The organism is Arthrobacter glacialis, assembly GCF_002909415.1.
GTDB classification, from domain to species: domain Bacteria; phylum Actinomycetota; class Actinomycetes; order Actinomycetales; family Micrococcaceae; genus Specibacter; species Specibacter glacialis.
Window position 1 is genome coordinate 310,837 of sequence record NZ_PPXB01000001.1, and the last position, 25,372, is coordinate 336,208.

Consider the following 25,372-nt stretch of genomic DNA (forward strand, 5'->3'; position numbering starts at 1 on the left):
TCCGCACCCCAAACGCCCCATTGCTGAGCGAGCGTCAGGCTTGGGCCACGTACAGCAGCTGCTTGTTGACGAATTCCTCCATGCCCAGCGGACCCAGTTCGCGCCCGAAGCCTGAGCGCTTCACGCCACCAAAGGGCATACCCGCACCCTCGCCGGCGGGTGCGTTGACGGCCACCATGCCGGAGATGATTTGTTGGGCCACGGCCAATGCCCGCTCGCCATCGGGACTAAAGACTGCACCGCCCAGGCCGTAGTCGGAATTGTTGGCCAGGGCCACGGCCTCGGCGTCGTTGGAGACCTTGTAGACAACCACCACGGGACCAAAGAGCTCTTCGCTGAACGCGCGCATCTCCGGTGTGACACCGCTCAACACGGTGGGGGCCAGGTAGTAGCCCGGCTGGTCTGCCCGCACGCCGCCGGAATGCAGGGTTGCGCCTTTGCTAACGGCATCGTTGATCTGGGCGAGCAGGCCCTCAACGGCAGCTTCGGATGACAGTGGAACGTAGGTTTCGGCGTCGTCCTCCACAGGGTTGCCCGGCGTTAGGGCCGCGGCTTGGTCCGTCAATTCCTGCACAAACTCGTCGTGGATGCTGTCCATGACAATGATCCGCTTGTTGGAGTTGCAGGCCTGCCCGGCGTTCTCCATCCGGGTTTGGAAGGCGGCCTGCGCCGAGGCCTTCACATCGTCACTGGCCAGGACAATGTAGGGATCGGAACCGCCAAGCTCCAGGACCACCTTTTTCAGGTTGCGCCCGGCAATTTGGGCCACGGCAGCACCGGCCCGTTCGGAACCCGTCAGGGAAACACCCTGAACGCGGGGATCGGAGATGATGGTCTCGATCTGCGCGTGGGACGCGAAAAGGTTGATGTAGGCACCCGCGGGCAGGCCGGCGTCGAGCATGAGCTGCTCAATGGCCAGCGCCGACCGCGGGCAGTTCTCGGCGTGCTTGAGAATAATGGTGTTGCCCAGCACCAGGTTGGGGGCCGCAAACCTGGCCACCTGGTAGTACGGGTAGTTCCAGGGCATGATGCCCAGCAGTGGGCCAATGGGGCGCTTTTGGATCAGTGCCTGCGCGCCACCGATGGCCTTGATGGGCTGGTCCGCGGCCAGCGAGGGGCCTTCCTGCGCGTAGTAGCTGAAAATTTCGGCGCAGTACTCGGCCTCGCCCACTGATTCGGCGAGCCGCTTGCCCATCTCCTCGGTGATGATGGCGGCCAGCTCTTCCTTGCGTGCTTCGAACAGCTCGGCAATGCGGGAGACGACGGCGGCGCGCTCGGTGATGGGGACCTGGCGCCAGCTGCTGAACGCCTGCTCGGACCGGGCCAAGGCATCCTGGATCTGGGCGTCCGTGGCGGTGGGGAACTCTTCGACGACGGCGCCGGTGGCCGGGTTGGTCACCCGGTAGTGCTGGGAAGAGCTGTTGCTGGGAACTGATGCTTGGGGCACGGTGCGTCCTCTTCTTGAAGTTGGTGGTGGGGCGGCTACACGCCTGTGGCGCGGGATACTTCAAAGCATGCCCCATGGACAAGCATTTGAAACATCCCACGCCACAGGCCAGGCACAACGTTGTAGAAAATTACTGCCCGGCAACCTTGGGGTACCAGACGCGCTCGCCGTCGGGAGCAAGTGCATAGTCGGGCCAGGCGAATTCCGTGGGCGGCATGAAGTCAATGGGCAAGAGTGCCGGCATGGGATCTTGGGCAACGCGGATATCGAATTCGCTCTTCGCCGCCGCCACAAGCTCGGGGCGTGTCAGAAGGTCAACGAAGGTGCCGGCGATGGTCTTGCCGGCCACCTCGATGGTGGGGTCAATGGTTGCCGCGATCCCGCCCAGCGCGTTCATGACCCAGCCGGGGTAGGCGCCCTGGCCGGGAGCGGGCTTGAGCGCCGGTCGGGACACGTAGAACCGGACGGTGGGGGCGTAGTGGGTCATCTCTACATAGTCATCACTGGTCCAGTTCTTTTGCCACGGCGCCAAATGCTCGCGCAGCGCAGCTTCGGCGTCCTGGGGGCTGATCAGTGCTTCGCACTCGTCCAGGAACGGCTTGGCCATGGGTTCAACGCCCAGGGTTTTTTGGATCCGCTGGGCGGCGGCAATTGCCTCAGGTCCATACTGCGGGGCACCCACCTGCTCCAGGTTTGCGTACAAGGCCTCGGCCAATGCGTGGTTGGTGCGGCCCGGCCGGTTGCGGGCCACCCAGGTGGTTTCCAAACGGCAATGGGCCATGGCAGCGGCATGCTCGGCGTTGCGGTCAAGCACCGTTAGCACGTGCTCGGCCATTTCCAGGGTGGGGCAGCGCCAGGAGTACTGGATCTGGGCAATGCCCGCCGGCAGGTTGTCCGCCGTCGCCTGCCCCTGGGTGAAGATGGCATCGGAAAGTGACCAGCCGCCAAAACTGGGCAGCATGGCGTCCTGCATGATCCGAGTGGAGGTGTACATGCTCATCAAGGCAACATTGGCGCCCGGGGCGCGTGCCGCGGAATGGGAAGCCGGGATGGGGGAGTTCGGGTTTGCCGACAGCTGCCAGGTCTCCGGCTCGTCACAGACAAAGGTGTAGACCTTGCTGTAATAGCTGCCGCACTGGGTGTCCCAGCGGGCAGTGTTGCACAGCGGCAGCATATAGAAAGGGTGGAAGCTGACGATGGCGTCGACGCCGTCGTAGTAGCCGCGCAGGCCGTGGACCACCTTGGAACCCTGGACCTTTTCGGCCGGCTCGCCCGTGTACTTCAGGGTGCCGGCAATGCCGTGCACCGCCATGGCGTGCTTGGTGCCCAGCAAGCCGGCCAGGGTGGAGATACCCAAGGCGGAGTGCGGGTCGGTGTGACCGGGGGCGTAGGGGCTGAGGCCCTCGCGAGGTGAGCGCTCGGTGCCGGCCGACTGGCAGTTACCGGGCACGGCGTCGTACTCGGCGTAGGTGAGAAGCACCGGGCCGCCGTCGCCAAACGACCACTCCGCGCTGAAGGCGGTGGGCATGCTGGCACTTCCGGACTCCACCGTGAAACCTTCGAGCCGCAGCAAATCCACGTACCACTGGGCTGACTTGTATTCGCGCCAGGCAGGCTCCGCCAAGTCCCAAATGTGCTTGTGCCAGAGCGAAAGCTTGCCCATGTTGTCGTCAATCCACTGCTGCGCAGTGGCCTTGGTGGCCGCCGTCAGGGCGGGACCGGCATCGAGTTCTGTTGAAGAAAGGGTCATGGTGGCTTCCTAGTTCCCTTCTGGAGTGGTGGTGGCGCTGAACAGTTCCACGGGGACGTGCAGCAGCTGCAGTCCGCGGGCCTGCACGGCCTTTTGCAAGGTCGGGGCGAAATCGACAGCATCGGTGATGCGGTGTCCGGTGCCTCCGAAGGCTGTGGCGAGTGCCGCCCAGTCGGGCTGGACCAGGTCCACGCCCACGGCCGGGATGCCGCGGTCGGCCTCATTCGAACGGATCTCCGCGTAGCCGCCGTTGTCAACGCACACCACCACCAGGTCCAGGCGCTGCTCCACGGCCGTGATCAACTCCTGCACGGCGAACATAAGGGCACCGTCGCCGAGGATGCAGACCACGGCGCGGTCCGGCGAGGCAATCTTTGCCCCGATCGACGCCGGGAGGCCGTATCCCAGCGTTGCATAGGCCGGGGTGTAGAGGAAGGAGTGCGGGTGTTCCTGCGGGATGAACGACGCCGTCCCCAGGTACGTGATCTGTGAGGAGTCGCCACCCACAATGGTGTTGGCGGGCAACACCGAGGCAGCCTCCTCGGCGATGCGGCTCAATTCCGGGGACAGGGCCCGTGCCTGGGTGCGCAATGCCGCGCGCACCGCCGCCAGATCGGCTGCGGGACGGTCCTGGGCGCCAATTTCTTCAATCAGCTGCTCAACTATCATGGCCGACTCGCCAATCAGGGCCACATCCGAGCTGACGTTCTTGTTGGCCTGCGAACCGAGGATGTCCACGCGGATCACCGTGCCGCGGGGGGCAAGCTTGCCGCCCCACATTTCGGACTCGCCCACCTTGGAGCCAATGATCAACAGGACGTCGGCGTTGTCGCACAAATCCTGCGCGGCGGGCAGCCTGATGTCCGAGCCCAGGGAAAGTGGGTGTGACTCGGGCAGGGAACCCTTGCCGTTGAGGGTTGTCACCACGGGTGCCTGCAGCAACTGGGCCAAAGCAGCCACGTGGGCGCCGGCACGGATGGAGCCACCGCCTGCCAAAATGACGGGGTTTACTGACTCGCGCAGCAACTTCGCCGCCGTGGTCAGGGCTTCCGCCTCAGCACCCTGGCCGGCGCGCAGCGGCCGGGCCTCCAGCAACACGGCAGCGCAGTCGGATTCGCTTTCGAGAATGTTCAGCGGCACTTCAATGTGCACGGGCCGCGGGCGGCCGTAGCGGAACATTTCAAAGGCGTCGTGGATGGCTGCAACGGCGTCGGTGGCTGAATGGACGCGGCGGCTCCATTCCACGATGGCTCCGGCAGCCGCCGTCGAATCCTTGGTTTCATGCAGCGAACCAATATCAGCAAACTCCTCACCCTCCGGGACGCCGGGGGAGAGGATGATCAGGGGCCGTGACTCGCAGTAGGCAGTGCCTGCAGCCGAAAGGGCGTTCAGCAGGCCAGGGCCGGAGGTGGTGATGACAACGCCGGGCAGTCCGCTCTGCTGTGCCCAGCCATCGGCACCGTAACCGGCGCCTTGCTCGTGGCGGGTGGTGACGGGGCGCATGTCCAGGGGAGCAAGGTGCCGGTAAAACTCAAGGTTGTGGGTGCCGGGAATCCCGAAGATGGTGTCAACGCCATAGTTGCGCAGCGTCTTCAAAATGGAGTAACCGGCGTTGTTGGTGATGGGCATGCTCTCAACGGCGGTGTTGAGCTCTGTTGCTTGGGTCTGCATGGGATTCTCCTGTCAGGAATTCACTGCGTGAAGGGCGGAAGGGGTGTTGGCGGGCACGTGCCGGTCCGTCTGGTTGCTGTCGGCGCCCTGATCGGCAGTGTACTGGCAGGTCCCGTCGATCCAGGTTGCCAGGACGCCAATGGAGGAGATTCGATCGGCGGCGAAGGTGAGGGGATCCTGGGCCAGGACGGCGAAATCGGCCTTCTTGCCCACAGCGAGCGAGCCCAGGTCATCCTCGCGACCCAAGGCCTTGGCGGCGTTGATGGTGTGGGCGGCCAGCGCCTCAGCGGCTGTGATGCACAAGTTGTTGGCACCGAGCTTGTGGCCGTTGCGGGTCACCCGGGTCACGGCAGCCTGGATGGCTTCCAGGGGGCGGGGCTCGGCCACGGGGGCGTCGGAGCTGATGGTGACGGGGACCCCGGCGGCAATGAATTCCCCCAGCGGGTTGAACCGTTCGCCGGGGGTGCCGATGGCCTGCTGCACGCCCTCACCCCAGTTGTAGTAGTGCTGCGGCTGGTTGACAGGGTAGATGCCTGCCGCGGCCATGCGATTAATCTGATCAAGGGTGGGCAGGCCGCAGTGTTCAATCCTGTGGCGGGCGTCGGCGTCGGGATGCTCCGCCAGCGCCGATTCAATGGAACCGATGACCATTTCAATGGCTGTGGGTGACTGGGCGTGCGTTGCTGTCTGCAAGCCCGCCGCGTGGGCTTTGCGGATGAGCTCCTTGTACGCTGACGGCTCGTGGTAGAGCTGGCCGGTGCGGCAGGGATCGCCCACATAGCCGTCGGGGAAGTAGGCAGTCCAGCCGCCCAGCGTGCCGTCGGCGTAGAGCTTGATGCCGGCGAAGCTCAGGTGAGCGTTGCCAAACTGGCCGTGCAGGCCCATATCCAGTGCGTCGTCGAGCAAGTGCGAGAGCAGGTACATGCTCACACGAACCTTGAGCTGGTTCTCCGCGGCCAGGCGCAGGTACATATCAAACTCACGGCGGGACACCTGAGCGTCACCAATACTCGTCACACCTCCCGCCAGGAAGCTCTCCTGGGCCACGCCGAGCTGGCGCAGGTGCTCGGCCGGCTCGTCGGCCAGGTGAAAATTGGGTCCGTGGTGGCCAATCTTGACCCCGTCAACGCCGGTGAGGATGTTGCAGGCGGCGTCTGACAGTTCACCCGTCAGCTCGCCGCTGCCATCGCGGAAAAACTCGCCGCCGTCCGGGTTGGGGGTGGCGGAGGTGATCCCGTTGAGCTCAAATGTGTAGGAGTTGACCACACCGCCATGCCCGGAGGCGTTCATCAGGTACACCTCACGGTCAAGCGCGACGGCGTCGAGCTCAAAGCGGGTGGGGTGGCGTTCCTCGAGCAGGTTCCTGTGCTCATAACCGTAACCGCGCACGGGCAAGCCATTGGGGATCTTCGCGGCCGCTTCCTTCAGCAATTCCACAATTTCACCGATGGTGGAGGCCTTGTCCGGCCCGCAGTCCACCCAGCTCATCATCTGCCCATACATCAGTGGATGGGCGTGGGCGTCAATGAATCCGGGCACGATGGTGGCCCCGGCAAAGTCACGGAAATCGGGGTACTGGCCGCCGTGCTCCGCTGCCGCCTCGCGGCAGTGCGCCAGGGAGCCGACGGCGACAATCTCAGGACCGATCATCAAGAACGCTTCGGCGTTTGGCGCCGTGGGATCCATAGTGTGGATTTTGCTGGCCGTGACGATGGTGGGACGGTGCCCAAACGGGCGGCTTTCAAAGGCTGTGAGTTTACGCAAGAACTTCTCTCCTAGGAATCGGAGGGTGGGTGAATGGTTTAGGGGAGTTCGACGACGGGGGAGTCCGGGCGTCCAGTGGACTTCCACGAGGCCACGTTTTGAGCTTGTTGGCGGACATACTCGGTTTCCGTGAAGTACGAGAAGTAGGCCATGTGGGGTGTGATGAGGATGCGGGGGTTGCCCAGCAGGGGGTGTTCGCCCTGGATCGGCGGCTCAACATCGAGCACATCCAGGCCAGCCCCCGCCAGATGCCCGGAGGCAATCGAGTCACGCAGCGCCTGCGAATCAACCAGTGCACCGCGGCTGACATTGATCAGGAAAGACCCGGCTGGCATGGCGGCCAGAAACTCGGTGTTGATCATGTCCGCGGTGTCATCCGTCAATGGCATGTGCAGCGAAAGGACATTGGCGGTGTCCCGCACCCCTTCCAAGGTGGTGCGCCTGATGCCGGCCTCGGCTAGACGTTGGCGCACCTCGAGCGTGTCCGGCAGCGCGGGGTCGTAGCCCACCACATCGCCAAATACCCCTGCTGCCATTTCGGCGAAGCGGGTGCCTATGCGGCCCAGGCCCAGAATGCCCAGCCGCGTCTGGCTCAGTCGCGGCGGAATGATGGTGTCCCGCTGATTCCAGTGTCCGGATTGCACCGTGGCGCTGTAGAAAGGCAGGCCACGCGTCACAGCCAAGGTGAGGGCCAGGGCGTGGGTGGCAACTTCTTCCGTGGCTGCGCCGGGAATGTTAGTGACCCAGATGCCACGCTCCCGGGCCGCTTCAACGTCAACGTTGTTGAAGCCCATGGACAGCAACGCGATGACCTTCAAGGACGCCATGGCATCCATGATCTCGGCCGTGATGGCGGCATACCCCACCAGCAAGGCTGTGGCATCGTGGGCCTCGGCGGCAATGCGCGCCGGATCCTGGGTGTTCAAGTAGTCAACGCTGAACCCGCAATCCTCCAGCAACCGCATCCCGGCGAGGAATTCGACGTCGTCCATGTCTGTGTAGACGGCCCGCAGGGTCTTCGCCGGCGCTTCCGGCGGTTTGGAGGGGGGGAGGGTGCTAATGGACATGGCTGAGGAACTTCCTGGTGCGTTCGTGCTGGGGATTTTCAAAGAACTGCTCGGGTTCGGCCTGCTCCACGATGACGCCGCCGTCAAAGAGGGTGACCTGGTTGGCCACGCGGCGCGCAAAACGCACCTCGTGGGTGACAACGATCATGGTCATGCCGGACTCGGCCAGGTTTTCCATGACCTCCAGGACTTCGCCCACCAGTTCCGGATCCAGTGCCGAGGTGGGCTCATCGAAGAGCATCACGGAGGGGTTCATGACCAGCGCGCGGGCAATCGCCACCCGCTGCTGCTGCCCACCGGAAAGCTCCGAAGGGTAGTGGTCTGCCCGGTTGTCCAGACCCACCTTTTGCAGCATTTCCCTGGCCTGGGCGCGGGCTTCGTGGTGCGAGATGCCTTTGACGCTTGTCAGCCCCAGCATCACGTTGCGCTCGGCGCTCAGGTGCGGGAACAGGTTGAAGCGTTGGAAGACCATGCCCACTTCCTGCCTTTGGATGGCGAGAGCCCGCTCCGGCAGATGCAGCACTTTCCCCTTGTGCTCGCGGCTGCCGATCCTGCTGCCCTTGAGTAGGATCTCCCCGGAGTCGGCCGGTTCCAGCAGGGCCATCAGGCGCAGCATGGTGGACTTGCCCGAGCCGGAGGGGCCCAGAACTGCCTTGACCTGGCCCTTGTTGATGTCGAACTCCACGCCCTTGAGGACCTGGTTGCCGTTGTAGGTTTTGTGAAGGTCCCGCACTTGAAGGACTGCTTGCGTTGTCATGGTGTGCTCCTGGGCAGGGCTGGTGACGGTGTTCATGAGATACCTACCTGGGTGGCGACGACGGGTTCAGCGGTCTTCTTGACTTTTGCCGTTTTGGAGGTCCACGCGAACTTCTTCTCCAAACGGTTTTGCAGGAACGAGAGAATGGTGACAATCACCAGGTAGTAGACGATGGCCGCTGCGTAGTATTCGGCGTAGCGGAAGGTGATGTTCACACCCACCTGGGCGGTTGTGAGCAGCTCGCGCAGCGAGATGACCGAAGCCAAGGATGAGTATTTGATCAGTCCGATGAACTCGTTGCCTGTAGGTGGGAGCGCAATCCTGATGGCCTGGGGCAGGACCACCTTGATCATCACCTTTGCGGGGGACATGCCCAACGCCCGACCGGCCAGCGCCTGGCCGTCATCGACGCTCAGCAGTGCCGAACGAATAATTTCTGACATGAAGGCCGCTTCGACCAGACCCAACCCCACGGAGGCTGCGATGAAGGGAGAGAACCAATCGGCGCGCAGTGCGGGAATCATCTGCGGAAGGGCGTTCCACATGATCAACAGCACCAACAGGGCAGGGATGGCCCGGAAGAACCAGACATAGAAGTGGGCAGGTGCCCGCAAGTACGGCTGTTTGGCCGTGCGGCCAATGGCCATGAAGAAGCCGATGACGGTTGCAAGGATGAGGGCGACGATGGCCACCGCCACCGACAAGGCCGCGCCCTTGATGTAGTCGACGCTGACTAGCTGCTCGAAGAAGATGTTTGGATCAAAAAACATTGTCTGTGTACTCTCGTGCGAATGGTGGGCGGGGCCCACTGCTAAGTGCGGACTGAGCAGCACCGGGGTGTGGTGCGGGGAATGTACCGGGCGGGATCGTGGCCCTAATTACTTGACGTCAAGAATGGTTGGGTCAAGGTTGTACTTGGTGGCGACCTTGGCCAGTGAGCCGTCGTCCTTGAGGGCTTTGAAGGCCGCAGCAATGGCAGGGGTCAAGGTGCTGCCCTTCTTGCTGAACACACCAAAGGTGGTGTCGGGGTCGAAGACCTGATTGGCCATTTCCAACTTGCCCTGGTTTTGGGTGACCATGTAGGCGGCGGCCACATTGGTTTCCACCAGGACCTCAGCCTTGCCGTTGATCACTGCCAGGACGGTGTCTGAAGTTTTGGGGTACTCGGAGAGTATCGGGGCGCTCTTGCCGGCCTTGGTGCATTCCTCGCCCATCGCGGTTATTGATGCTGCGTTGCTGGACGCGGCCTGGGCCACAACCTTCCTGCCACAGAGATCCATTTTGCTCTTGAGCTCGCCGGCCAGCCCCGGGGCTGCCAATGCTGCCGGGCCCGCGTTCATGATGGGTGCCGCATCAGCCACCTCCAGGCGTGCGGGGCTGGTGTAAAGACCGCCAAGAATCATGTCACAGCGTCCGCTTTGCAAGCCCGGCATGAGTCCGTCAAATGAGGTGACCTCGAATTTGATCTTGACGCCCCAGTAGTCGGCCAAGGCGCGCCCGGCATCGGCGTCGAAGCCAACAATGTCCCCGCCGGAACCGTCGGCGTAGTACTCAAGCGGGGGGTACTCCGGGTCGATGCACAAAGTTACCTGGCCAGCGTTGACCAGATCCTTGGGCGTATTGCTGTTTCCGACTGCAGCTTCTTCCCCAGTGGAAGCTGAACAGCCGGAAAGTGCCAGCAGGCCGATGGAAGCCGCTGCAGCAAGTTTGAAGAAATTCGCCATTGTAGTTCTCCTGAAAGTGAGGCATTGCTGCACGCTTGGTGGTGTCAGCGGGGATGTCTCATCCAGTGTGTGACACGCAGCACGTTAAGTCAACAAATTATTGGAATATCTCAGTATCTGTTCCAATGTTGCACAGGAGTTACGGGTAAACCGCTGCAAGTTGTTGGAATTGTTCCAGTCTTGTTAATTATTTGTCATCAGTGGCGTGATTGCTGGTATAAAGATGGAATGGATACTTTGGACAGATCGCTTGTACATCAGCTGCAAGCTGACGGGAGGGCCTCCTACAGCGACCTGGCCAAATCCGTGGGCAGCAACCGCGCGCATGTGGCCGCCCGGGTCAACGAACTGTTGGCCTCGGGCAAGGTGAAGGTCATAGCTGCCGTTCACCCGCGGGTTCTTGGCTTCGAGGTGCTGGCCCACTTGGCAGTGCAGGTTTCCGGGGACAATGAGGAAACCCTGCGCGGGATCGATGCCCTGGATTCTGCCGTGTACATCTCCGAAACCACCGGAACCCACCAAATAGTGGTTGAGGTGCGCATGGGCACCATGGGGGAGCTGTACCAGACAGTGGCCCTTGTCAGTGCCCTTCCCGCGGTCACTGGCGTCAACGTTTTGTTGTACGAGCGGGTTATCCGCAGCCTGTTTCTGGGTGAAGAACCAGTGCTGGAGCGCCTGTCACTGGACCAAACAGACATCGACATCCTGCGGATCCTCCAGCAGGACGGGCGGACAGGTTTCGCCGAGATTGGTGAAGCAGTGGGCGTCTCCATGAGCACCTGCAGGACGCGGGCGTTGCGGCTCATTGACGCAAATATCATGCAAATTGGCGCCATCACCCGGCGAAACGGGACCTCGGGATCCATTGTTTTTGGCTGCGGCATGTCATTGATTGGCGACGCCTCACCCGAGGTTGTCCGCTTGTTAGCCAACGTGGATGGTGTTGAATTCGTTGCCCGGACCATTGGCCGGTATTCCCTGGTGGCAACCATAGCCACGGATTCACAGCACGCCTACAACCACATCGTGGCCCAGTTGAGGTCATTGGCCGGGGTTCGCCACATTGACACCTGGCTGCACACCCGGATCGTTCAGGAACGCTACGAGAACACGTTGGACCAGTTGGCGACGTTGATAGGGCACTGAATTCTTCCGAAAGTTCGACGGCGGCACGCGCCTTCTGTGGTGAAGGTGCGTGCCGCCGTCGTACTTTAAGGGAAAATCAGTCGGTGCCGGGCTGGATCTGGTCCGCAGCGCCAGGGCCCGTGGCCTTGATGGGGAAATCGTCCTTGAGCATGTCGAAGACATCCGGGCGCCAGGCTGGCGGCACCTGAACGAATTCGCCCACGGTGACCAGCCCCTCCTGTGCCCACTGGGCGATGTTTTGGGCGATCGCCAGCACGTCCGGGTCCGCGGCGTCCGGCTCCTTGAGGGCCTGGACGAGCAACTCGGCCTCGGGCGGGGCCTCGGAGGCGGCCTGGGTCAGCCAATCGGCCATGTCAAGGTGCCACTCCTCGTAGTCGCCTTCCTCGGATCCTTCGAGGGTCATGATGTAGATGAATTGGCCCATGAGGTCCCGCATGGCAAGGAGCATGTCGTCTTCGCCGGCAAGGGCCAGTGCGGCCGGGGTGGGGCGGAGGTGGTTTTCCTCGACGGACACCAGGCCCGCCACATTCAGCAGTTCCCAGTACAAATCCAGCCGGGCGGCGAGGTGGTCTTGGGGCGTGGTGACCTTGGCTGCGCCCAGCTTCCCTATCCCGCTGTGGGCCAGGGCCGCCAAGGCGTCCGGGGTCGCCTCCATGGTGCCGTCAGCTGTCAGCTCGCGGCCGTCACCCAGCCACTGAAGCAGGGCCAGCGTGTTCTTCCACAGAGGGGATTTCGCGGCCGTTTCAACCATTTCCTCCCGGCTGAGCACTGGAATGAAGACGTCGGCGAACTCCCAGTCCTCCGGGGACACCTCATCGCTGTCGAAGTCCGAGCCGGGCCCGCCGGTTTGATTGCACACGTCCCGAACTACATCCAGGTCCTCCGGCGCGCCGGTCCAGAGGCGCATTTGGTCCAGATAGTTGGCGTAGTCGCGCACGCCGCTGCGCATGCCCATGACTCCCACCGGGTTGGCGTCGGCCGTCACGTCCATGACCTCTTGGACCGCTGCGGGCACCAGGGCCGTGGGATCCATGTGTGGTTCCACAATGCGGTACATGTCGAAGAAGTCGTCCAGGATCAACAGGCTCATGTCGATCGACTTGTCCGGGCGGCCCTGGGATTCCAGCCAGGCAACAAAGCCCGGCGACAGGGCGATCATGGCGCGTTCCAGCCGGGCATCGGCCGACGGCGTGGCATGCGTCCGGGTGGCCGCGTCGGCAGCCGCTTTTACGGGATTGCCGAAACGGGACTTCTTGGTGCTCTTGGGCTTCTTGGCCACTGCATTCCTTGGGATAGCGGGAGGGTTCCCTTAAAGGTAACGTCAAAGTCGATGCAGCGCTGGCCGGCATGGTGCCGGTGGGGATGCATCGTCAGGTACGCCACACCCAAAACGCTCGCTCACACTATGTGAGCGAGCGTCGTCCGAAAGTGCCTCATATGTGAGCGAGCGTCGAAAGAGGGTGGTTCCTAGGCGGTGAAGGGCGTGAGCACAATCTTGCCGGAGCCGTGGCCGGTCATGCTGGCTTGGAATGCGGCGGCGGCCTCCTCCATGGGGAAGGTCTGCGCAACGTCCACGCCGAGGCTGCCATCCTCAACCAGCACGCTCAGGCGCTCCAGTTCAGCGGCGTCGGGGCGAACCCAGATGTACTGCCCGCCGTGGCCAAGAACAGTCCAGTCCGCGATGGATACGTGCCGGCCGCCCTCCTTGAGCAGGGCCAAGGTGTCTTCAAGGACGCCGCCGGCAAAGTCGGCCACGGCATCCACGCCGTCGGGAGCCAGCGTGCGCACGCGCGCCACCAAACCCGCGCCATATTCCAGCGGCTCGGCGCCCAGTTCACGCAGGCGATCATGGTTTTTGGTCGATCCCGTGGCAATGACGCGCGCGCCGGCCAGTGCTGCCAGCTGGATGGCCGTGCGGCCTACGCTGCCTGAACCGTTGTGGATCAAAAGGGTTTGGCCTGCTGCCGTGCCCAAGGCGTCGAGTGTGCGCTGGGCCGTCATACCCGTCAGTGGCAGGGCTGCCGCCTGCTCCCAGGACAGCGATTTGGGCTTGTGGGCAACGGCGGCTGCCGGCAGGGCGATGAGCTCGGCAAAGCTGCCACCCTGGACGGTGTCGCGGCGTCCGTAGGAGTAGACCTCATCGCCCACCTTGAACTCGGGAGTGTCAAAACCTACTGCTTCCACCACGCCGGCAACATCCCAGCCCGGGGTCACGGGGAAGTTGACGTCCATGAGCGGATCCAGCCCGCCGGACATGACCTTCCAATCAACGGGGTTCACGCCGGCTGCCTTGACCCGGATCAGCACAGCGCCGGGGGAGACCTTGGGCGTGGGTCGCTCGGTTTGTACCAAAACTTCGGTGCCGCCATATTGTGCGTAGGTCATGGCCTTCATGGTTGAGCTCATGGTGTGAGTCCTTATCGTCGTGTGGATACCTTGCTTATGTAGTGCCAAACCCGCGAGCTGCGCCGAAGATTCCCATGCTGTTGGGCGCCGAACCCGTCACCGGTTTGGCGCAACACTGTTCTGTGCCGAAGTGCCGGGGAGTTTGACGCACAGCGGAACGGTTCGTTGAGGTGACTGTAGGCTTCGCGTATGAGCGATATCACCGTCCAGCGCTACGCCTATGGCCCCGATCCTACCCAGTGGGCAGAGCTGTTCCTACCCTTTCAACGGAGCCTGGAAGGCGTTGTTGTGGTGATCCACGGCGGGTACTGGCGCAGCGCCTACACTGCCGATTTGGGTGCGCCGTTGGCCGCCGATTTGGCGCGGCACGGGGTGGCTGCGTGGAACCTGGAGTACCGGCGCATGGGCAATGGCGGTGGCTGGCCCACCACGTTCCTTGACGTGGCAGCGGGCATTGACGCACTGGCCATCGCTGCCTCCGAGCATGGCCTGGACCTTGGCTCCGTGGTGATTTTGGGCCATTCGGCCGGCGGGCAACTGGGCGTCTGGGCCGCGGGCCGTTCCACCTTCCCGGCGGGGGCGGTGGGTGCGCAACCCGCGGTGGCGGTGACCGGCGTCGTGAGTCAGTCGGGGCTGCTGAACCTGGGCCAGGCGCAGCAGCTGGGGCTCAGTAACAATGCCGTGACGGCGCTGCTGGGGCCAAACGTGGCGCTTGCGGATCCGCTCGCAGCGGTGCCTCTGCCTGTGCCGGTTCTTGCCATCCATGCCGCGCACGACGCCGACGTCCCCGCCTCCCAGAGCGAAAGTTACGTTGCCGCTGCTGTGGCGGCGGGCGGAGTTGCTCAGCTGATCAGGGTGCCGGGGGACCATATGGACCTGATTGACGTCGGCTCGGCGTCGTACGACATCTGCCGGGAACTTGTGTTGGGGCTGCTGGGCCGGGCGTAGGGTTGGTGAATGAGCACCTGAAGGAAAAGGAAAAGGCATGCCCAAGAACACCCGCAAGATTGAGTCCGGCATTGAGACGGACTTCAGCGACAAGATGAGCTATGGCAGCTACCTTGCGCTGGATACGCTGCTGAGCGCCCAACAGCCCGTCAGCAAGCCCGAGCACCATGATGAAATGCTGTTCATCATCCAGCACCAAACCTCCGAACTGTGGCTGAAACTGGTGCTCCACGAGCTGCGGGCCGTGCGTGTGTACCTCGCTGAGGACAATCTGCGGGCGGCCATGAAGGGCGTGGCCCGGATCAAGCACATCCAACGCTCCTTGACCGAGCAGTGGAGCGTGCTGGCCACCTTGACGCCCAGCGAATACGCCCAGTTCCGTGGCGACCTGGGCGCCTCCTCCGGGTTCCAGTCCTACCAATACCGGGCCGTGGAGTTCCTGCTGGGCAACAAGAACGCCGGCATGCTCAAGGTGTTCGCGGGGGACCCCGCAGCCCAGGAACTGCTCGCTGAGCTGTTGGAAAGCTCCAGCGTGTACGACGAATTCCTGCGCCTGCTGGCCCGCCGCGGATTTGCCGTACCCGCCGAAATCCTGGACCGCGACGTCACCCGTGCCCACGTGTTCAACGCCGAGCTGGTGCAGCTGTTCAAGATTGTGTACGAAGCACCGGACGAGCATTGGGACCTGTATGAGGCCTGCGAGGAACTCGTTGACCTGGAGGACAACTTCCAGCTGTGGCGTTTCCGGCACATGAAAACCGTGATGCGCACCATCGGGATGAAGCACGGAACGGGCGGCTCCTCCGGCGTGGGCTTCCTGCAGCGGGCGCTGGAGCTGACGTTTTTCCCGGAACTGTTTGCCGTGCGGACCGAAATCGGGCAATAAGACTTTGCGCCAGCGCGCCGTAGCGTGCGGATGTGGCGCCGCTTTCACAGTGGCGCAACATCCGGGCGGCTATGGTTCGCGGAACTAGCTGGCTTGTTCCTGCCAGCGCCGCTGAGCCGCAGCGTCAAGGGCCGCTTCCACCCAGCGGCCCATGCGGGCGTAGGCCTGTGCCCTGATCTCCGCAGGGGAGAGGAACACGTCATGGAAGGCTCCGGGAATCCTGTGCAGTGTCACGTCCAGGCCCAGATCAAGGGAGCGTTTGGCCACGGAGTCCACGTTCAGCACCACATCGGCGGCCAGGGCGTTGGCGGACCACCTGGGTTGCAGGTAGCTCTTGTCGGAAAGCATCACCAGCACCGGGGCCTTGATGCCTAGGCCGCGCGACAGCTGCGCCTGTCCCTGGAACACGGCGTTCAAAAATGCCGGAGTGACGGGGAAGCCGCGGTCCGGGCGCCATTCTGATGAGTAGTCCCATTCGCCGTCGTACCGTTTTGACACGGCCCGGGTGTAAAAGCCGGGATCGATGGGTGGCAGGGGCGCCAGCGGCTTGAATCGGCTGCGCGCGGAAATGAGGGGTGCCACCATGGCCCGGCCCATTTCGGTGGCTTGAAATTCCAGCCACGGGCTGTTCAGGACCACAGCTGCAGCCGCGTCGGGGTGCCGTGCCGCCCACAGACTCAGGGTGAGGCCGCCCGTGGAGTGACCCAATAAAACCAGTGGACGTTCGCGGGGGACCTGGTGCGGAACGGGGCGTTCGCGGCCCGTCAGCGCATCAAAGGCGGCGCTGAGCCGTTGCTTGGCTTGCTCGAGGAACGCCATTTCAAAGGATTGCGCATCGGCAGGCTCCTGGGCCGCAGGCTGGGCCAGCACTTCTTCGGTGACCGGGCGCCGCCCCATGGCCGCCAGCGCGGCGGCAAGGTCGTCGTCGTACTCGGTCAGGGAAGCAACCTGGCCCGGGACAAGCCCCGGGCGCAGGCTGCGGCCGTAATTGTGCAGATCCAGCGCATAAAAGTTTGCGCCAGCCTGGTGCCAGAATTCGGCAAGTTCGCGCTGGAAAAAATAGTCGCTCCAGCCATGGACATACAGGATGTCGGCCCCCGCGAGAGGCCGCGGGTTCCCTTCCGGGGCATCACCCACGTAGCGGACCAGCGTGGCCGGAGCGCCGGCGGGCAGGTCGAGGGTGAGCTGTTGAAAGTTAGGGCCGAGGACATCCTGCTGCCATGAGGTCATAGTTCGATGCTAGCGGGCTATGACCAGTATCCGAGCGCAAACTCGGCGATGATCACCGTTCTCATGGGCGAGGCGGCAAGTTTTGGGCCGGCCTCCATCGGGCTGAACCGGGAACTGTACCTGGACTAGCACGGTCCGGGGACTTGTGCCCATGGCCAGTGTTTGTGTGAGGAATTAGCCTAGGGACGGGCTGCTATGCGCAGCCGGGTCCTCAGTTCTAGGCAAGGAATCACATCATGGAAACCACACTCACCCACGGTGTCAGACGCAGGCCGGGCGCCAGCACGCTGTCGCTGATTGCCGCCGTCGTCATCGTCCTGGGCATGCTGCTCCCTTCCGCCGGCGTGGCCCAGGCAGCCACCAGCTATACGGTGAGCGGCACAGTGACTGCCAAGGCAAGTGCCACGGCCGCCGCAGTGCCCTTGGCCAACGTGTTTGTGGAGTTGCTGCCCCAGACGCCGTCGAACGGTACGCGCTATTACGCGTCGACCAACGCGGCCGGCCAGTACTCCATCACGGCCCCGGGGATCGGCGACTACAAGGTGTGGTTCAGCTGTGGTGACGAGGCCTGCCGGGCCAAATATTCGGATATCTACTATGGCAATTCCGTCAGCAACATGTACGGGGGAATCATCAAGGTCACGGCTGCGCAGCCTGCCGCGCGGGCCAACGCCGAACTGGGGGCCTACGCAACCCTCAAAGGCCGGACCACCAATGCGGCCGGAACCCCTGTAGGCAGCATTGGCGTGGTGGCGCAAGGGGCTGGCGGGACGTCAGTCTCGGCGATCTCGGACACGAACGGGTACTTCACCCTGGCGAAGGTTGTGCCGGGGCTCAGCCAGGTCGTTGCCAGGGATTCGACACTCCAATCCCGGTTCGTCACCCAATACTGGTCCGGCACGACTGGGACAGACACTGCATCCAACGTCACCATCGCACCAGGCGCATCGTTGACAAACGTCAACTTCAAGCTCAACCAGGCAACCTCAATCGCAGCAAAAGCCACGGACGCGGCCGGCAAGGCTTTGCCCCATATTGGCTACACGGTGCTGACACTGAACCCTACAACAGGGAAATGGGAGCAGCCGCAGGTTATGGGACGTGCGTTGGAAACCGATGCCAGCGGGATGGCGTATTTCACGCCTGAGGCGGGAAAGTCCGTCAAGTTCGCTTTTATCGACAACATCTACGAACAGGGTGCTGCGACGCCGAGCGACCGCTACGCAACACGCTGGTACAACAACGCGAGCACGGAAGCATCCGCCACGATCCTCAAGCTCACCCAGGGGCAACGGGTCAGTTTCACCATGGCCCTGCCGTCTGCCGGGAAGTCACTGACTCCTGCCTACTCAACAACCACAGGAACCGGCAAAGTGGGCACGAACCTGAGCATAAACCCGGGGGCATGGGGTCCAGCACCGGTGGCGTACTCCTACCAGTGGCAGCGAAATGGTGTTGCCATTGCCGGTGCGACGGCGGCCAGTTACCTGCTTGCCGCGGCTGACCTCGGTACGCTGGTCAATGCCAAAATTACGGTGGCCAAGACCGGATACGCCACGGCCGTGGTTCCCTCGGATCCGTATACCGTCACTGTCGGCACCCTTAGCGCCCCGGCACCGGCCATCACCGGAACCAAAAAAGTAGGGTCCACGTTGACGGCCGTGCCGGGAACCTGGGGACCGGCCCCGGTGACATTGAAGTACCAGTGGTATAGCAGTGGCACCGCCATCGCCGGCGCCACGGCGTCGAGCTACACGCTGGTCACCCTGGACAAGGGAAAATCGCTGACCGTCAAGGTCACAGGCAGCAAAACCGGCTACACAACAGCGGCCAAGACCTCCGCCGCCTACGGGGCTATCCTTTAGCAGGCAAAACGCCGTGCGTCCGGGTGAGATCGTGATCCGGTCGCACGGCAGTCAACGCCGTCGGCCGCTACGGCTGGGGTTCGAGCATAAGGCGCCGGTTCTCGGCAAACGCGTCCGCCGTGTGCTCGTCGAAGGCAGCGCAGTGGCCACCCACCAGGGCCTCCACGGCTGCCTCGATGCGGGGAGTTTCCGCGGCCTGGCCGGCCTGGATCTGGCCGGCAGGCCCCACCACGATGTAGCCCCACTCGTACAGTGCATCGCAGCCCAGGGCGCAGGTCAGCATGGCATTGGACGCGTAGTCCATGCGTTCCTGATCGTTGCATTCGGGGCGGGGTTTGATGTGGCCAGCAATCAGCAACCGGGCCGGGTACTGTTCGCCACACAGGGCGCACGGGGCAGTCAGGCGTCCCCGCAGCAAGTTCTTGCGCAGATGGGCCTGTTCCAAGCGGATGGTCGTCAGGGTCTTTTCATCCGGCTCATCGGCGCCCCACACGCTGCCGGGCAGGCCGCGCAGGCTTGTTGCCGACGATTGCGGGGCTGTGACACCAGCCTCGGCCAGAAGCTCCTGCCCCTCCTCGACGGAAAGGGCGGAAATGTAGCGCTGCGCAGGTTTGCCGGCTGCATTGAAGGGTCCGGGCCCGCCGTCGGCCGTGATGTCGGCTGCGCGTTGGCGGTGCAGCTGCAAGTTTTCTGCCAGCGGGTGTGTGCGCACCAACCAGCCTTGGTCGGGTTCTTCGAGATGCTTCTCATATCCCGCAGGGCGCGGACTGTCCTGCCACTGGTCCGTGACCACGCTAATGGCCCGCACGTAGGGGCCGAAGTAGTTGAACACCACGTCGCCCTTGCGAAGTTCCTTGATGATCTCCCGCTCTGCATCCCCGTCGGGGGCCGGGCAACTCCAGAGGGTTCCATCGTCGATGGCTGACTCATAGTTGCGGCCGTGGCTGACCCACCAGTAATTCATTTTTGTAACTCCTAGCGTCCTCGCATGGCATTCGGCGTTCCGTTTCAGCCTAGCCCCTAGGGCGCCCGGGTGGGCAGAATGTGCAGCTCATGGCAGAATTGGGGATGGCCCGGGTGCAGACGGGTCCAGTGATAATACAGCCGACAGGCCCAACCTCCTTGCGGAGGCGCCGGTATGAGCAAACCACTTAGCTACAGAAATTTGAGACTTCATCATGTCCTCGCTGCAAAGCAACGCTTCGGCAACCCCTCTTTCATCAGGCGCCCGCGCCACACCCTCCTTCGCCGCCGTCGGAAGTCCCTACTTTGGGATCCTGTTGGCGTGCATGGCAGTGATTGTTATTCTCTCCAACATTGGCGCCTCCAAGGGCGTGCTTTTTGGGCCCATCGTGACCGACGGCGGGTTCTTCCTGTTCCCGTTCGCCTACATATTGGGTGATGTCATCAGCGAGATTTATGGTTTCAAGGTGGCCCGCAAAGCCATTCTGACCACCTTTGCGCTGTCCATTTTCGCTTCCCTGACCTACTGGGTGATCATTGCGCTGCCCGGATTCACCGACGACTACGGAGTCACCAAGCAGCAGGCAATGGAAGACGCGCTGGGGCCGGTGCCGCAAATTGTGCTGGCCAGCCTGCTCGCGTTCCTGGCCGGGCAAACCATCAATTCCACGATCATGGTCAGGCTCAAAGCGCGTCACGGCGAACGTAAACTGTGGGCCCGCCTCATGGGCTCCAGTGGTGTTGGCGAATTTGTTGACACGCTGATCTTCTGCGCCATTGCCGCGCCCGTCATTGGCATTGTGGGCTTCGGGATGTTCGCCAACTACGTGGTGGTGGGCTTTGTGTACAAGGTGGGATTGCAGTACCTGCTGATCCCCGTCACCGCTGCCGCGATCGGCTGGTTCAAGCGCCACGAGCCGACGTACGTCGCGGCCTAAAAGACAGCCGCTGCCGATGTGGTCTTTCGCTGCTGATATATCACTAGCGAAAGACCACATCGGCAGCAAATTTCGGTGGCGGGCCTACTTTTTCGGGTAGTAGCGGCGCAATGTCTCGGCCTTGAACGCGAAGAAGGTCCCGTCCTCGATGGCGAGACGGGCGTCGTCGACCATTTTCACCACGAAACGCTCGTTGTGGATGGAAATCAACGTCGCCGACACCATCTCCTTGGCCTTGTACAGGTGGTGAATGTAGGCGCGCGTGTAGTTCTCGCACGTGTAGCAGTCGCATTCCTCGGACAGGGGCGTGAAATCGCGCTTGTACTTGGCGCCGGAGAGGTTAAAGCGGCCGTCAGGGGTGTAGAAGGCCGAGGTACGGGCCACCCGGGTGGGGGAGACGCAGTCAAAGGTGTCGGCCCCGTTTTCGATGGCCGTGAAGATGTCATCGGGTTCGGAAATGCCCAACAGGTGGCGCGGCTTGTTCTCGGGCAGTTCCTCGGAGCACCAGCGCACAATGGTGCCCAGGTTTTCCTTCTCCAACGCCCCGCCGATGCCGTAACCGTCAAAGTTCATTTCGCCCAAGTCGTGGGAGGCCTTGCGGCGCAGGTCCTCATACTGGGCGCCCTGAATCACGCCAAACAATGCCTGGTACGGCTTGCCCACGCGCTCCTCGGTGAGGCTGAAGTGCTCGGCAATGCAGCGCAGCGCCCAAAGCCGCGTCCTTTCCAGTGACATCTCCTGGTAGCCGCGCGAGTTCAGCAGCGTGGTCAGCTCATCGAAGGCAAACATGATGTCCGCGCCGATCTGGTGCTGGACCTGCATCGACACCTCGGGGGTGAAGCGGTGCATGTCCCCGTTCAGGTGCGACTTGAACCAGACGCCGTCGTCGTCAATGTGCGCCAAACGCTCCTTGCCGACGGCCACCGAATCATCGGCACCGGCGTGGGGGGAGGACGCCACAGCGTCCATGTTGATGACCTTCTTGAAGCCGGAACCCAGGCTCATGACCTGGAAGCCGCCGCTGTCGGTGAAGGTGGGGCCCTGCCAATTCATGAATTTGCCCAGCCCGCCGGCAGCGTCCAGAAGGTCGGCGCCCGGCTGCAGGTACAGGTGGTAGGCGTTGGAGAGCAGCGCCTGCGCGCCCAGCTCGGCCATGGACTCGGGAAGCACCGACTTCACGGTTGCCTTGGTGCCCACAGCAATGAAGGCGGGGGTCTTGATGGTTCCGTGGGGTGTGGTGATGACGCCCGTGCGGCCCTGAAACTCCCCGCCGTTGAGCGCAACCTGGTCGGCGCCCGGTGAGCACGTCTCGTTCAGCCGTGTGGTGACGTCAAAGCTGAATTCACTTTGCGACGCCGGACGGGCGGGGATGGTGCCGGGTGCGCCTGTGGGATCGGGCGCAAGGAAATTTGTAACAGTTTCAGGGGAGGACATGGTTCCATTTTGCCAGTGTTTGCCCGCATCCCCTTCCGAAGGTGTCCAACGCAACCCGCCGCACCCGTTTATTCGTCGGAGTAGTGGTCTTCCATGAAGGCGTCCCACTGTGCGGCGATGGCGTCAAAGTGGTGGGCGCCCAGTCCATAGGTGGTGGCGCAGATTTGGGCGCCGGGGTGTTCTCGCACGCCGGGCAGGGGCGCCTGTGCAGCCATGATCAGCAGCCCGTCGCCGTGCTCGGCGTAGTCGGCCACGGTCAGCCCCACCTGGGTTTCCGTGCGGTACCAAACTTTTCCCGCCAGCGTGGCGCCCGTGTTGAGCGTGATCTCGTAGGCTTCACCGGCTTCCGGCAGCCAGCCGGTGTCGATGCCCAAGGCGTCCCAGAGATTGGTGTGGGCCGCGCTGGTGCCATCAACATACAGGGTGCGCCGGGGTGTTTTAGGGTGGCGTTCCACGGCGAACTTGAGCTGGTGCACGAACATGGTCCAGCCCTCGGTCACGTCGGCATCGTATTTGGCCCACTCACCGGTGGTGACCCCCCGGGTCAGCGTGAGCAAGGTGCCATCGGGCCGGGGCTCAAGGACAAAGACGTCGCCCATTTCCAGCTCCAACCGCAAATGGTCGGCGCTTTCGGTAACGGAAGAAAAGTAGATCTGCGTAATCTCCTCACCCAGGCCGTCGATGTCCCAGCCGTGCCACTGCGCAACCCGTGACGGTTCCCGGAGCATGCGCCACAGCTGTTCGGCGTCGGCATTGATGAGCAGAGAAATCTCGGTGGCAGCCATGGAAGGTAATCTACGCCGGATACGCGAAACCGGCTAGTGTGGCGCGCGGACTGCTACCGGCCCAAGCCCGCATAGGAGATGGCCTGGCGCACCAGAGCCCCGCGGCCGCCCACAAATTCCGATTGCACATCCTCGCTGAGCACCTCTTCGGGCGTCATCCAGGTCAGTTCCAGGGCGTCCTGGCGTGGTTCACATTCGCCCGTGACGGGGATGACGTACACCATGGCCACAGCGTGCTGGCGTTCGTCCGTGAAACCGGTCTCTGAAGGGGACGGCAAATACTCGGCCACCGTGAACGGCAGCGGACTGACAGGCAGCTGCGGGAACGCCAGCGGGCCCAAGTCCTTTTCAATGTGGCGGATCAGCGCGGCCCGGATGGTCTCGCGGTACAGCACACGCCCCGAGACCAAGGTGCGCACCATGGCGCCTTCCTCGTCAGCCTGGAGCAGCAAACCAATTTCGTTGACATAGCCCAGCGGGTCGATGCGCACCGGAACCACCTCCACATAAACCATGGGAAGTCGGTTGCGGGCCTCATACAGGTCTTCGTTGGACAGCCAGCCGGGATATGGATCAGGAGTACGGACGCTCATACCTAAGTTCTACCCCATCCGCGCCCCACTCGCCGCCTCCGTTCCGCTAAGCGCATCAAAATTCCAGCGAATCCACAATCCGAAGGGTTCCGCCGTGCGGGTTTTGGACCACCACAACGTCCCCGTCAAGGGAGGCCGGCACCCCCGCAGCGGCGAGTTGGGCAGCCAAGGCGGTGAGGTCGCCGTCGTACTTAAATCCAAGTTCGACGCCGAAGCCCTCACCCAGGCGGGCGGCCGTCAGACCGCCGTTCTTGGCGTGAAAGAGGGTGGGCGCGTCGGGACGCCCGGCCACCGGCCTCGCGCCGATGTCCGCCAGGACCTTTTCAGCCTCCCCGACATCCGGGGCGCTCCACAGCTGCACCACCGTCAGAGGGCTGGTGGCTGGCGCGGCGGAGGGGGTGTCCACCACGGGGTCGGCCAGGAACGTGAAACCGTCCGGGGCAATGACGCGCGCGGTGGGGCCGTGGCCGGAATCAACCAGCTCGGCGTGCGTCCCATCGGCAAGCGTGCGGCGGACAAAGATCGGGGCGTCTCGGATTTCAAAGCCCAGCGCAGCAGTGCCGTCCTGCTCCCCTGGAAGGACCCCCTGCAGACCAACTTTTCCGTTACCTGAATCGAAGACCTGCCAATCGCCGGCGTCCTGGACACGCCACATGCCCAGCGCAAGCAGCAGTTGCGAGTACTCAGCGAGCTTTGAGGTGTAGAGGACTGGACGGGCGCGCAGCATGGTCTCTCCTGAAGAAGTGTTTACTTCCAATTATCAACCCAACGGCGCCCATCGTGGCGATATTGTTGGACCATGGTTGAACTTCCGGAGATGCTCCTTGCCGACGCCGCCGCCTGGCGGGCGTGGCTGAGCGAAAATCACGCCTCAAGTCCCGGCGTCCGCTTGGTGCTGCACAAAAAGGGCGGTTCCGTGACGGAGCTCAGCTATGCGGGGGCCCTCGATGCGGCACTGTGCTTTGGCTGGATTGACGGGGTTGCGGGTAAGCGCGACGACGGCAGTCACCTGCGGCGGTTTACCCCGCGCACCAAGTCCAGCAAGTGGTCCAAGATCAATACGGGCCATTTTGACCGGCTGGTTGACGCCGGCCTGATGGAAGCTGCAGGGCGTGCGGCCGCCGATGCCGCCAAGGCGGATGGACGCTGGGAAGCTGCCTATGAGGGGCAGGCCAGTGCCGAGTTTCCCGCGGACTTGGCGGCTGCCATTGCGGCAAATCCACAGGCGCAGGCCATGTTTGACGTGCTCACGGCCACCAACAGGTATGCCCTGATTTACCGCACCACCAGCGTCAAGACGCCGGCTATCAGGGCAGCAAACGTTGCACGCTTTGTGCAGATGCTTGCCAGCGGCGAGACTCCGTACCCGCAAAAACGCAAGCCTGCCGGCGCGACGTAGCGCTGCCCGGCACGGTGTGGCCCAGCACCGGTGTGGCCCGGCGGGGCACGGCCTACTGGGCGAGCACCCCAACGCCGTCGCGCGCCTCGAAAATCAGCTGGGTCTCGGTTTGGCGCACCACCCGGTGGACGGTGATGTGTTTGAGCACCAGATCGCGCAGGGCCTCGGGATTCTCCGCCGCCACGTGCAGGTGGAAGTCATCTTCACCGGCGACATGAAACGCGGCGATGACCCCGGGAACCTGCGTCAGCTGGCTGTACAAGGTGTTCACGTGCTCGGCGTTGTGGCTGCCCAGCCGCACCTTGACAATGGCTTGCAGGGGGAATCCCAGCGCCTCAAGGCTCAGCTTGACCCGGGTTCCGACAATGACACCGGCGTCCCTGAGCGTTCGCAGCCGGTATGCGCAGGTGGACTCGGCAAGGCCCAGCCGTGAGGCAATGGCCTTGTTGGTGAGGCCGCTGTCCGTGAGCAACGCCCGCAGGATGGCCAGATCCAGGGGATCCAGTCCGGCAGCACCCTTGGGTGTTTGTGCTTTCTGCAAGGTGCCTCCCGTAGAGCCGGTGTCCCTTAGTGGAAATGCTTGATTTGGCTCACTTTAT

General features: G+C 63.1%; 24 protein-coding genes. 7 read left to right on the plus strand and 17 right to left on the minus strand.

Annotation, left to right across the window (positions count from 1 at the left end):
* Positions 1–34: 34 nt before the first annotated feature.
* The 8 genes from CVS28_RS01355 to CVS28_RS01390 form a co-directional block, all read right to left on the minus strand.
* Positions 35–1,447, minus strand: a complete 1,413-nt coding sequence (locus CVS28_RS01355; RefSeq protein WP_103480374.1) for an NAD-dependent succinate-semialdehyde dehydrogenase — start codon at positions 1,445–1,447, stop codon at positions 35–37.
* Between the two features lie 130 nt (positions 1,448–1,577).
* Complete coding sequence (locus CVS28_RS01360) at positions 1,578–3,197, minus strand: zinc-binding metallopeptidase family protein (protein WP_103480375.1); 1,620 nt, start codon at positions 3,195–3,197, stop codon at positions 1,578–1,580.
* A gap of 9 nt (positions 3,198–3,206) precedes the next feature.
* A complete protein-coding gene (locus CVS28_RS01365) occupies positions 3,207–4,868 on the minus strand; it encodes a thiamine pyrophosphate-binding protein (RefSeq protein ID WP_103480376.1) in 1,662 nt (553 codons plus the stop codon).
* Between the two features lie 12 nt (positions 4,869–4,880).
* Positions 4,881–6,632 carry an amidohydrolase gene (locus tag CVS28_RS01370; protein WP_207767421.1) on the minus strand — a complete coding sequence of 584 codons (1,752 nt, stop codon included), beginning with the start codon at positions 6,630–6,632 and terminating at the stop codon, positions 4,881–4,883.
* Between the two features lie 38 nt (positions 6,633–6,670).
* Positions 6,671–7,699, minus strand: coding sequence for a C-terminal binding protein (locus CVS28_RS01375; RefSeq protein WP_103480377.1), 1,029 nt, complete (start codon positions 7,697–7,699; stop codon positions 6,671–6,673).
* Positions 7,689–8,456: an amino acid ABC transporter ATP-binding protein gene (locus CVS28_RS01380; RefSeq protein WP_103464116.1), complete on the minus strand. Its 768-nt coding sequence runs from the start codon at positions 8,454–8,456 to the stop codon at positions 7,689–7,691. The genes CVS28_RS01375 and CVS28_RS01380 overlap by 11 nt, the downstream gene beginning before the upstream one ends.
* A 32-nt stretch (positions 8,457–8,488) precedes the next feature.
* On the minus strand, positions 8,489–9,226 hold the full coding sequence (locus tag CVS28_RS01385; RefSeq protein WP_103463968.1) for an amino acid ABC transporter permease: 738 nt from the start codon (positions 9,224–9,226) through the stop codon (positions 8,489–8,491).
* A 108-nt stretch (positions 9,227–9,334) separates the two neighbouring features.
* Positions 9,335–10,180: a transporter substrate-binding domain-containing protein gene (locus CVS28_RS01390; RefSeq protein WP_103480378.1), complete on the minus strand. Its 846-nt coding sequence runs from the start codon at positions 10,178–10,180 to the stop codon at positions 9,335–9,337.
* Positions 10,181–10,408: 228 nt separating this feature from the next.
* Here CVS28_RS01390 and CVS28_RS01395 point away from each other — a divergent pair, with 228 nt between their 5' ends.
* A complete protein-coding gene (locus tag CVS28_RS01395) occupies positions 10,409–11,326 on the plus strand; it encodes an Lrp/AsnC family transcriptional regulator (RefSeq protein ID WP_103480379.1) in 918 nt (305 codons plus the stop codon).
* 76 nt (positions 11,327–11,402) lie between these two features.
* On the opposite strand, the gene CVS28_RS01400 is transcribed toward CVS28_RS01395, so the two are convergent.
* Positions 11,403–12,605 (minus strand): hypothetical protein, encoded by a 1,203-nt coding sequence (locus tag CVS28_RS01400; protein WP_103480380.1) that lies wholly within the window; start codon positions 12,603–12,605, stop codon positions 11,403–11,405.
* Positions 12,606–12,793: 188 nt separating this feature from the next.
* Positions 12,794–13,720, minus strand: a complete 927-nt coding sequence (locus tag CVS28_RS01405; protein WP_103480476.1) for an NADP-dependent oxidoreductase — start codon at positions 13,718–13,720, stop codon at positions 12,794–12,796.
* 201 nt (positions 13,721–13,921) lie between these two features.
* On the opposite strand from CVS28_RS01405, the gene CVS28_RS01410 reads away from it, so the two are divergent.
* Together CVS28_RS01410 and kynA are read left to right on the plus strand one after the other, a co-directional pair.
* On the plus strand, positions 13,922–14,680 hold the full coding sequence (locus CVS28_RS01410) for an alpha/beta hydrolase (RefSeq protein ID WP_243399621.1): 759 nt from the start codon (positions 13,922–13,924) through the stop codon (positions 14,678–14,680).
* Between the two features lie 37 nt (positions 14,681–14,717).
* Positions 14,718–15,566, plus strand: coding sequence for a tryptophan 2,3-dioxygenase (kynA, locus tag CVS28_RS01415; protein WP_103480381.1), 849 nt, complete (start codon positions 14,718–14,720; stop codon positions 15,564–15,566).
* Positions 15,567–15,650: 84 nt separating this feature from the next.
* Here the strand turns inward: kynA and CVS28_RS01420 are convergent, their stop codons facing one another.
* Positions 15,651–16,796 (minus strand): alpha/beta hydrolase, encoded by a 1,146-nt coding sequence (locus CVS28_RS01420; RefSeq protein WP_103480382.1) that lies wholly within the window; start codon positions 16,794–16,796, stop codon positions 15,651–15,653.
* A 6-nt stretch (positions 16,797–16,802) separates the two neighbouring features.
* Between CVS28_RS01420 and CVS28_RS20285 the strand changes: the two genes are divergently transcribed.
* The gene (locus tag CVS28_RS20285; RefSeq protein WP_279325051.1) at positions 16,803–16,925 is read left to right on the plus strand and encodes a hypothetical protein; all 123 of its coding nucleotides are present in this window, start codon (positions 16,803–16,805) and stop codon (positions 16,923–16,925) included.
* A gap of 107 nt (positions 16,926–17,032) precedes the next feature.
* Complete coding sequence (locus CVS28_RS01425) at positions 17,033–18,661, plus strand: carboxypeptidase regulatory-like domain-containing protein (protein ID WP_103480383.1); 1,629 nt, start codon at positions 17,033–17,035, stop codon at positions 18,659–18,661.
* A 67-nt stretch (positions 18,662–18,728) separates the two neighbouring features.
* Here CVS28_RS01425 and CVS28_RS01430 read toward each other — a convergent pair whose 3' ends face one another.
* Positions 18,729–19,625 (minus strand): hypothetical protein, encoded by an 897-nt coding sequence (locus CVS28_RS01430; RefSeq protein ID WP_103480384.1) that lies wholly within the window; start codon positions 19,623–19,625, stop codon positions 18,729–18,731.
* Between the two features lie 214 nt (positions 19,626–19,839).
* Between CVS28_RS01430 and CVS28_RS01435 the strand changes: the two genes are divergently transcribed.
* Positions 19,840–20,562: a queuosine precursor transporter gene (locus tag CVS28_RS01435; RefSeq protein WP_103463977.1), complete on the plus strand. Its 723-nt coding sequence runs from the start codon at positions 19,840–19,842 to the stop codon at positions 20,560–20,562.
* 84 nt (positions 20,563–20,646) lie between these two features.
* On the opposite strand, the gene tgt is transcribed toward CVS28_RS01435, so the two are convergent.
* The 4 genes from tgt to CVS28_RS01455 form a co-directional block, all read right to left on the minus strand.
* Positions 20,647–21,996 (minus strand): tRNA guanosine(34) transglycosylase Tgt, encoded by a 1,350-nt coding sequence (tgt, locus tag CVS28_RS01440; RefSeq protein WP_103480385.1) that lies wholly within the window; start codon positions 21,994–21,996, stop codon positions 20,647–20,649.
* Between the two features lie 68 nt (positions 21,997–22,064).
* Positions 22,065–22,781 (minus strand): SRPBCC family protein, encoded by a 717-nt coding sequence (locus tag CVS28_RS01445; protein WP_103463979.1) that lies wholly within the window; start codon positions 22,779–22,781, stop codon positions 22,065–22,067.
* Positions 22,782–22,834: 53 nt separating this feature from the next.
* Positions 22,835–23,374, minus strand: coding sequence for an NUDIX hydrolase family protein (locus tag CVS28_RS01450; protein WP_103463980.1), 540 nt, complete (start codon positions 23,372–23,374; stop codon positions 22,835–22,837).
* A 55-nt stretch (positions 23,375–23,429) separates the two neighbouring features.
* The gene (locus tag CVS28_RS01455; protein ID WP_103480386.1) at positions 23,430–24,101 is read right to left on the minus strand and encodes a hypothetical protein; all 672 of its coding nucleotides are present in this window, start codon (positions 24,099–24,101) and stop codon (positions 23,430–23,432) included.
* Positions 24,102–24,173: 72 nt separating this feature from the next.
* On the opposite strand from CVS28_RS01455, the gene CVS28_RS01460 reads away from it, so the two are divergent.
* The gene (locus CVS28_RS01460; protein ID WP_103480387.1) at positions 24,174–24,773 is read left to right on the plus strand and encodes a YdeI/OmpD-associated family protein; all 600 of its coding nucleotides are present in this window, start codon (positions 24,174–24,176) and stop codon (positions 24,771–24,773) included.
* Positions 24,774–24,825: 52 nt separating this feature from the next.
* Here CVS28_RS01460 and CVS28_RS01465 read toward each other — a convergent pair whose 3' ends face one another.
* Positions 24,826–25,314, minus strand: coding sequence for an Lrp/AsnC family transcriptional regulator (locus CVS28_RS01465; RefSeq protein ID WP_103463983.1), 489 nt, complete (start codon positions 25,312–25,314; stop codon positions 24,826–24,828).
* Positions 25,315–25,372 lie beyond the last annotated feature (58 nt).

What these genes read in the sequence shown, in the direction of transcription:
- CVS28_RS01430 (WP_103480384.1), bottom strand. Translation starts at nt 19,625, where the DNA reads ATGAATTACTGGTGGGTCAGCCACGGCCGCAACTATGAGTCAGCCATC.
- CVS28_RS01375 (WP_103480377.1), bottom strand. Translation starts at nt 7,699, where the DNA reads ATGTCCATTAGCACCCTCCCCCCCTCCAAACCGCCGGAAGCGCCGGCG.
- CVS28_RS01435 (WP_103463977.1), top strand. Translation starts at nt 19,840, where the DNA reads ATGTCCTCGCTGCAAAGCAACGCTTCGGCAACCCCTCTTTCATCAGGC.
- CVS28_RS01410 (WP_243399621.1), top strand. Translation starts at nt 13,922, where the DNA reads ATGAGCGATATCACCGTCCAGCGCTACGCCTATGGCCCCGATCCTACC.
- CVS28_RS01405 (WP_103480476.1), bottom strand. Translation starts at nt 13,720, where the DNA reads ATGAAGGCCATGACCTACGCACAATATGGCGGCACCGAAGTTTTGGTA.
- CVS28_RS01385 (WP_103463968.1), bottom strand. Translation starts at nt 9,226, where the DNA reads ATGTTTTTTGATCCAAACATCTTCTTCGAGCAGCTAGTCAGCGTCGAC.
- CVS28_RS01425 (WP_103480383.1), top strand. Translation starts at nt 17,033, where the DNA reads ATGGAAACCACACTCACCCACGGTGTCAGACGCAGGCCGGGCGCCAGC.
- CVS28_RS01380 (WP_103464116.1), bottom strand. Translation starts at nt 8,456, where the DNA reads ATGACAACGCAAGCAGTCCTTCAAGTGCGGGACCTTCACAAAACCTAC.
- CVS28_RS20285 (WP_279325051.1), top strand. Translation starts at nt 16,803, where the DNA reads ATGCTAGCGGGCTATGACCAGTATCCGAGCGCAAACTCGGCGATGATC.
- CVS28_RS01390 (WP_103480378.1), bottom strand. Translation starts at nt 10,180, where the DNA reads ATGGCGAATTTCTTCAAACTTGCTGCAGCGGCTTCCATCGGCCTGCTG.
- CVS28_RS01365 (WP_103480376.1), bottom strand. Translation starts at nt 4,868, where the DNA reads ATGCAGACCCAAGCAACAGAGCTCAACACCGCCGTTGAGAGCATGCCC.
- kynA (WP_103480381.1), top strand. Translation starts at nt 14,718, where the DNA reads ATGCCCAAGAACACCCGCAAGATTGAGTCCGGCATTGAGACGGACTTC.
- CVS28_RS01445 (WP_103463979.1), bottom strand. Translation starts at nt 22,781, where the DNA reads ATGGCTGCCACCGAGATTTCTCTGCTCATCAATGCCGACGCCGAACAG.
- CVS28_RS01360 (WP_103480375.1), bottom strand. Translation starts at nt 3,197, where the DNA reads ATGACCCTTTCTTCAACAGAACTCGATGCCGGTCCCGCCCTGACGGCG.
- CVS28_RS01420 (WP_103480382.1), bottom strand. Translation starts at nt 16,796, where the DNA reads ATGACCTCATGGCAGCAGGATGTCCTCGGCCCTAACTTTCAACAGCTC.
- tgt (WP_103480385.1), bottom strand. Translation starts at nt 21,996, where the DNA reads ATGTCCTCCCCTGAAACTGTTACAAATTTCCTTGCGCCCGATCCCACA.
- CVS28_RS01455 (WP_103480386.1), bottom strand. Translation starts at nt 24,101, where the DNA reads ATGCTGCGCGCCCGTCCAGTCCTCTACACCTCAAAGCTCGCTGAGTAC.
- CVS28_RS01460 (WP_103480387.1), top strand. Translation starts at nt 24,174, where the DNA reads ATGGTTGAACTTCCGGAGATGCTCCTTGCCGACGCCGCCGCCTGGCGG.
- CVS28_RS01395 (WP_103480379.1), top strand. Translation starts at nt 10,409, where the DNA reads ATGGATACTTTGGACAGATCGCTTGTACATCAGCTGCAAGCTGACGGG.
- CVS28_RS01450 (WP_103463980.1), bottom strand. Translation starts at nt 23,374, where the DNA reads ATGAGCGTCCGTACTCCTGATCCATATCCCGGCTGGCTGTCCAACGAA.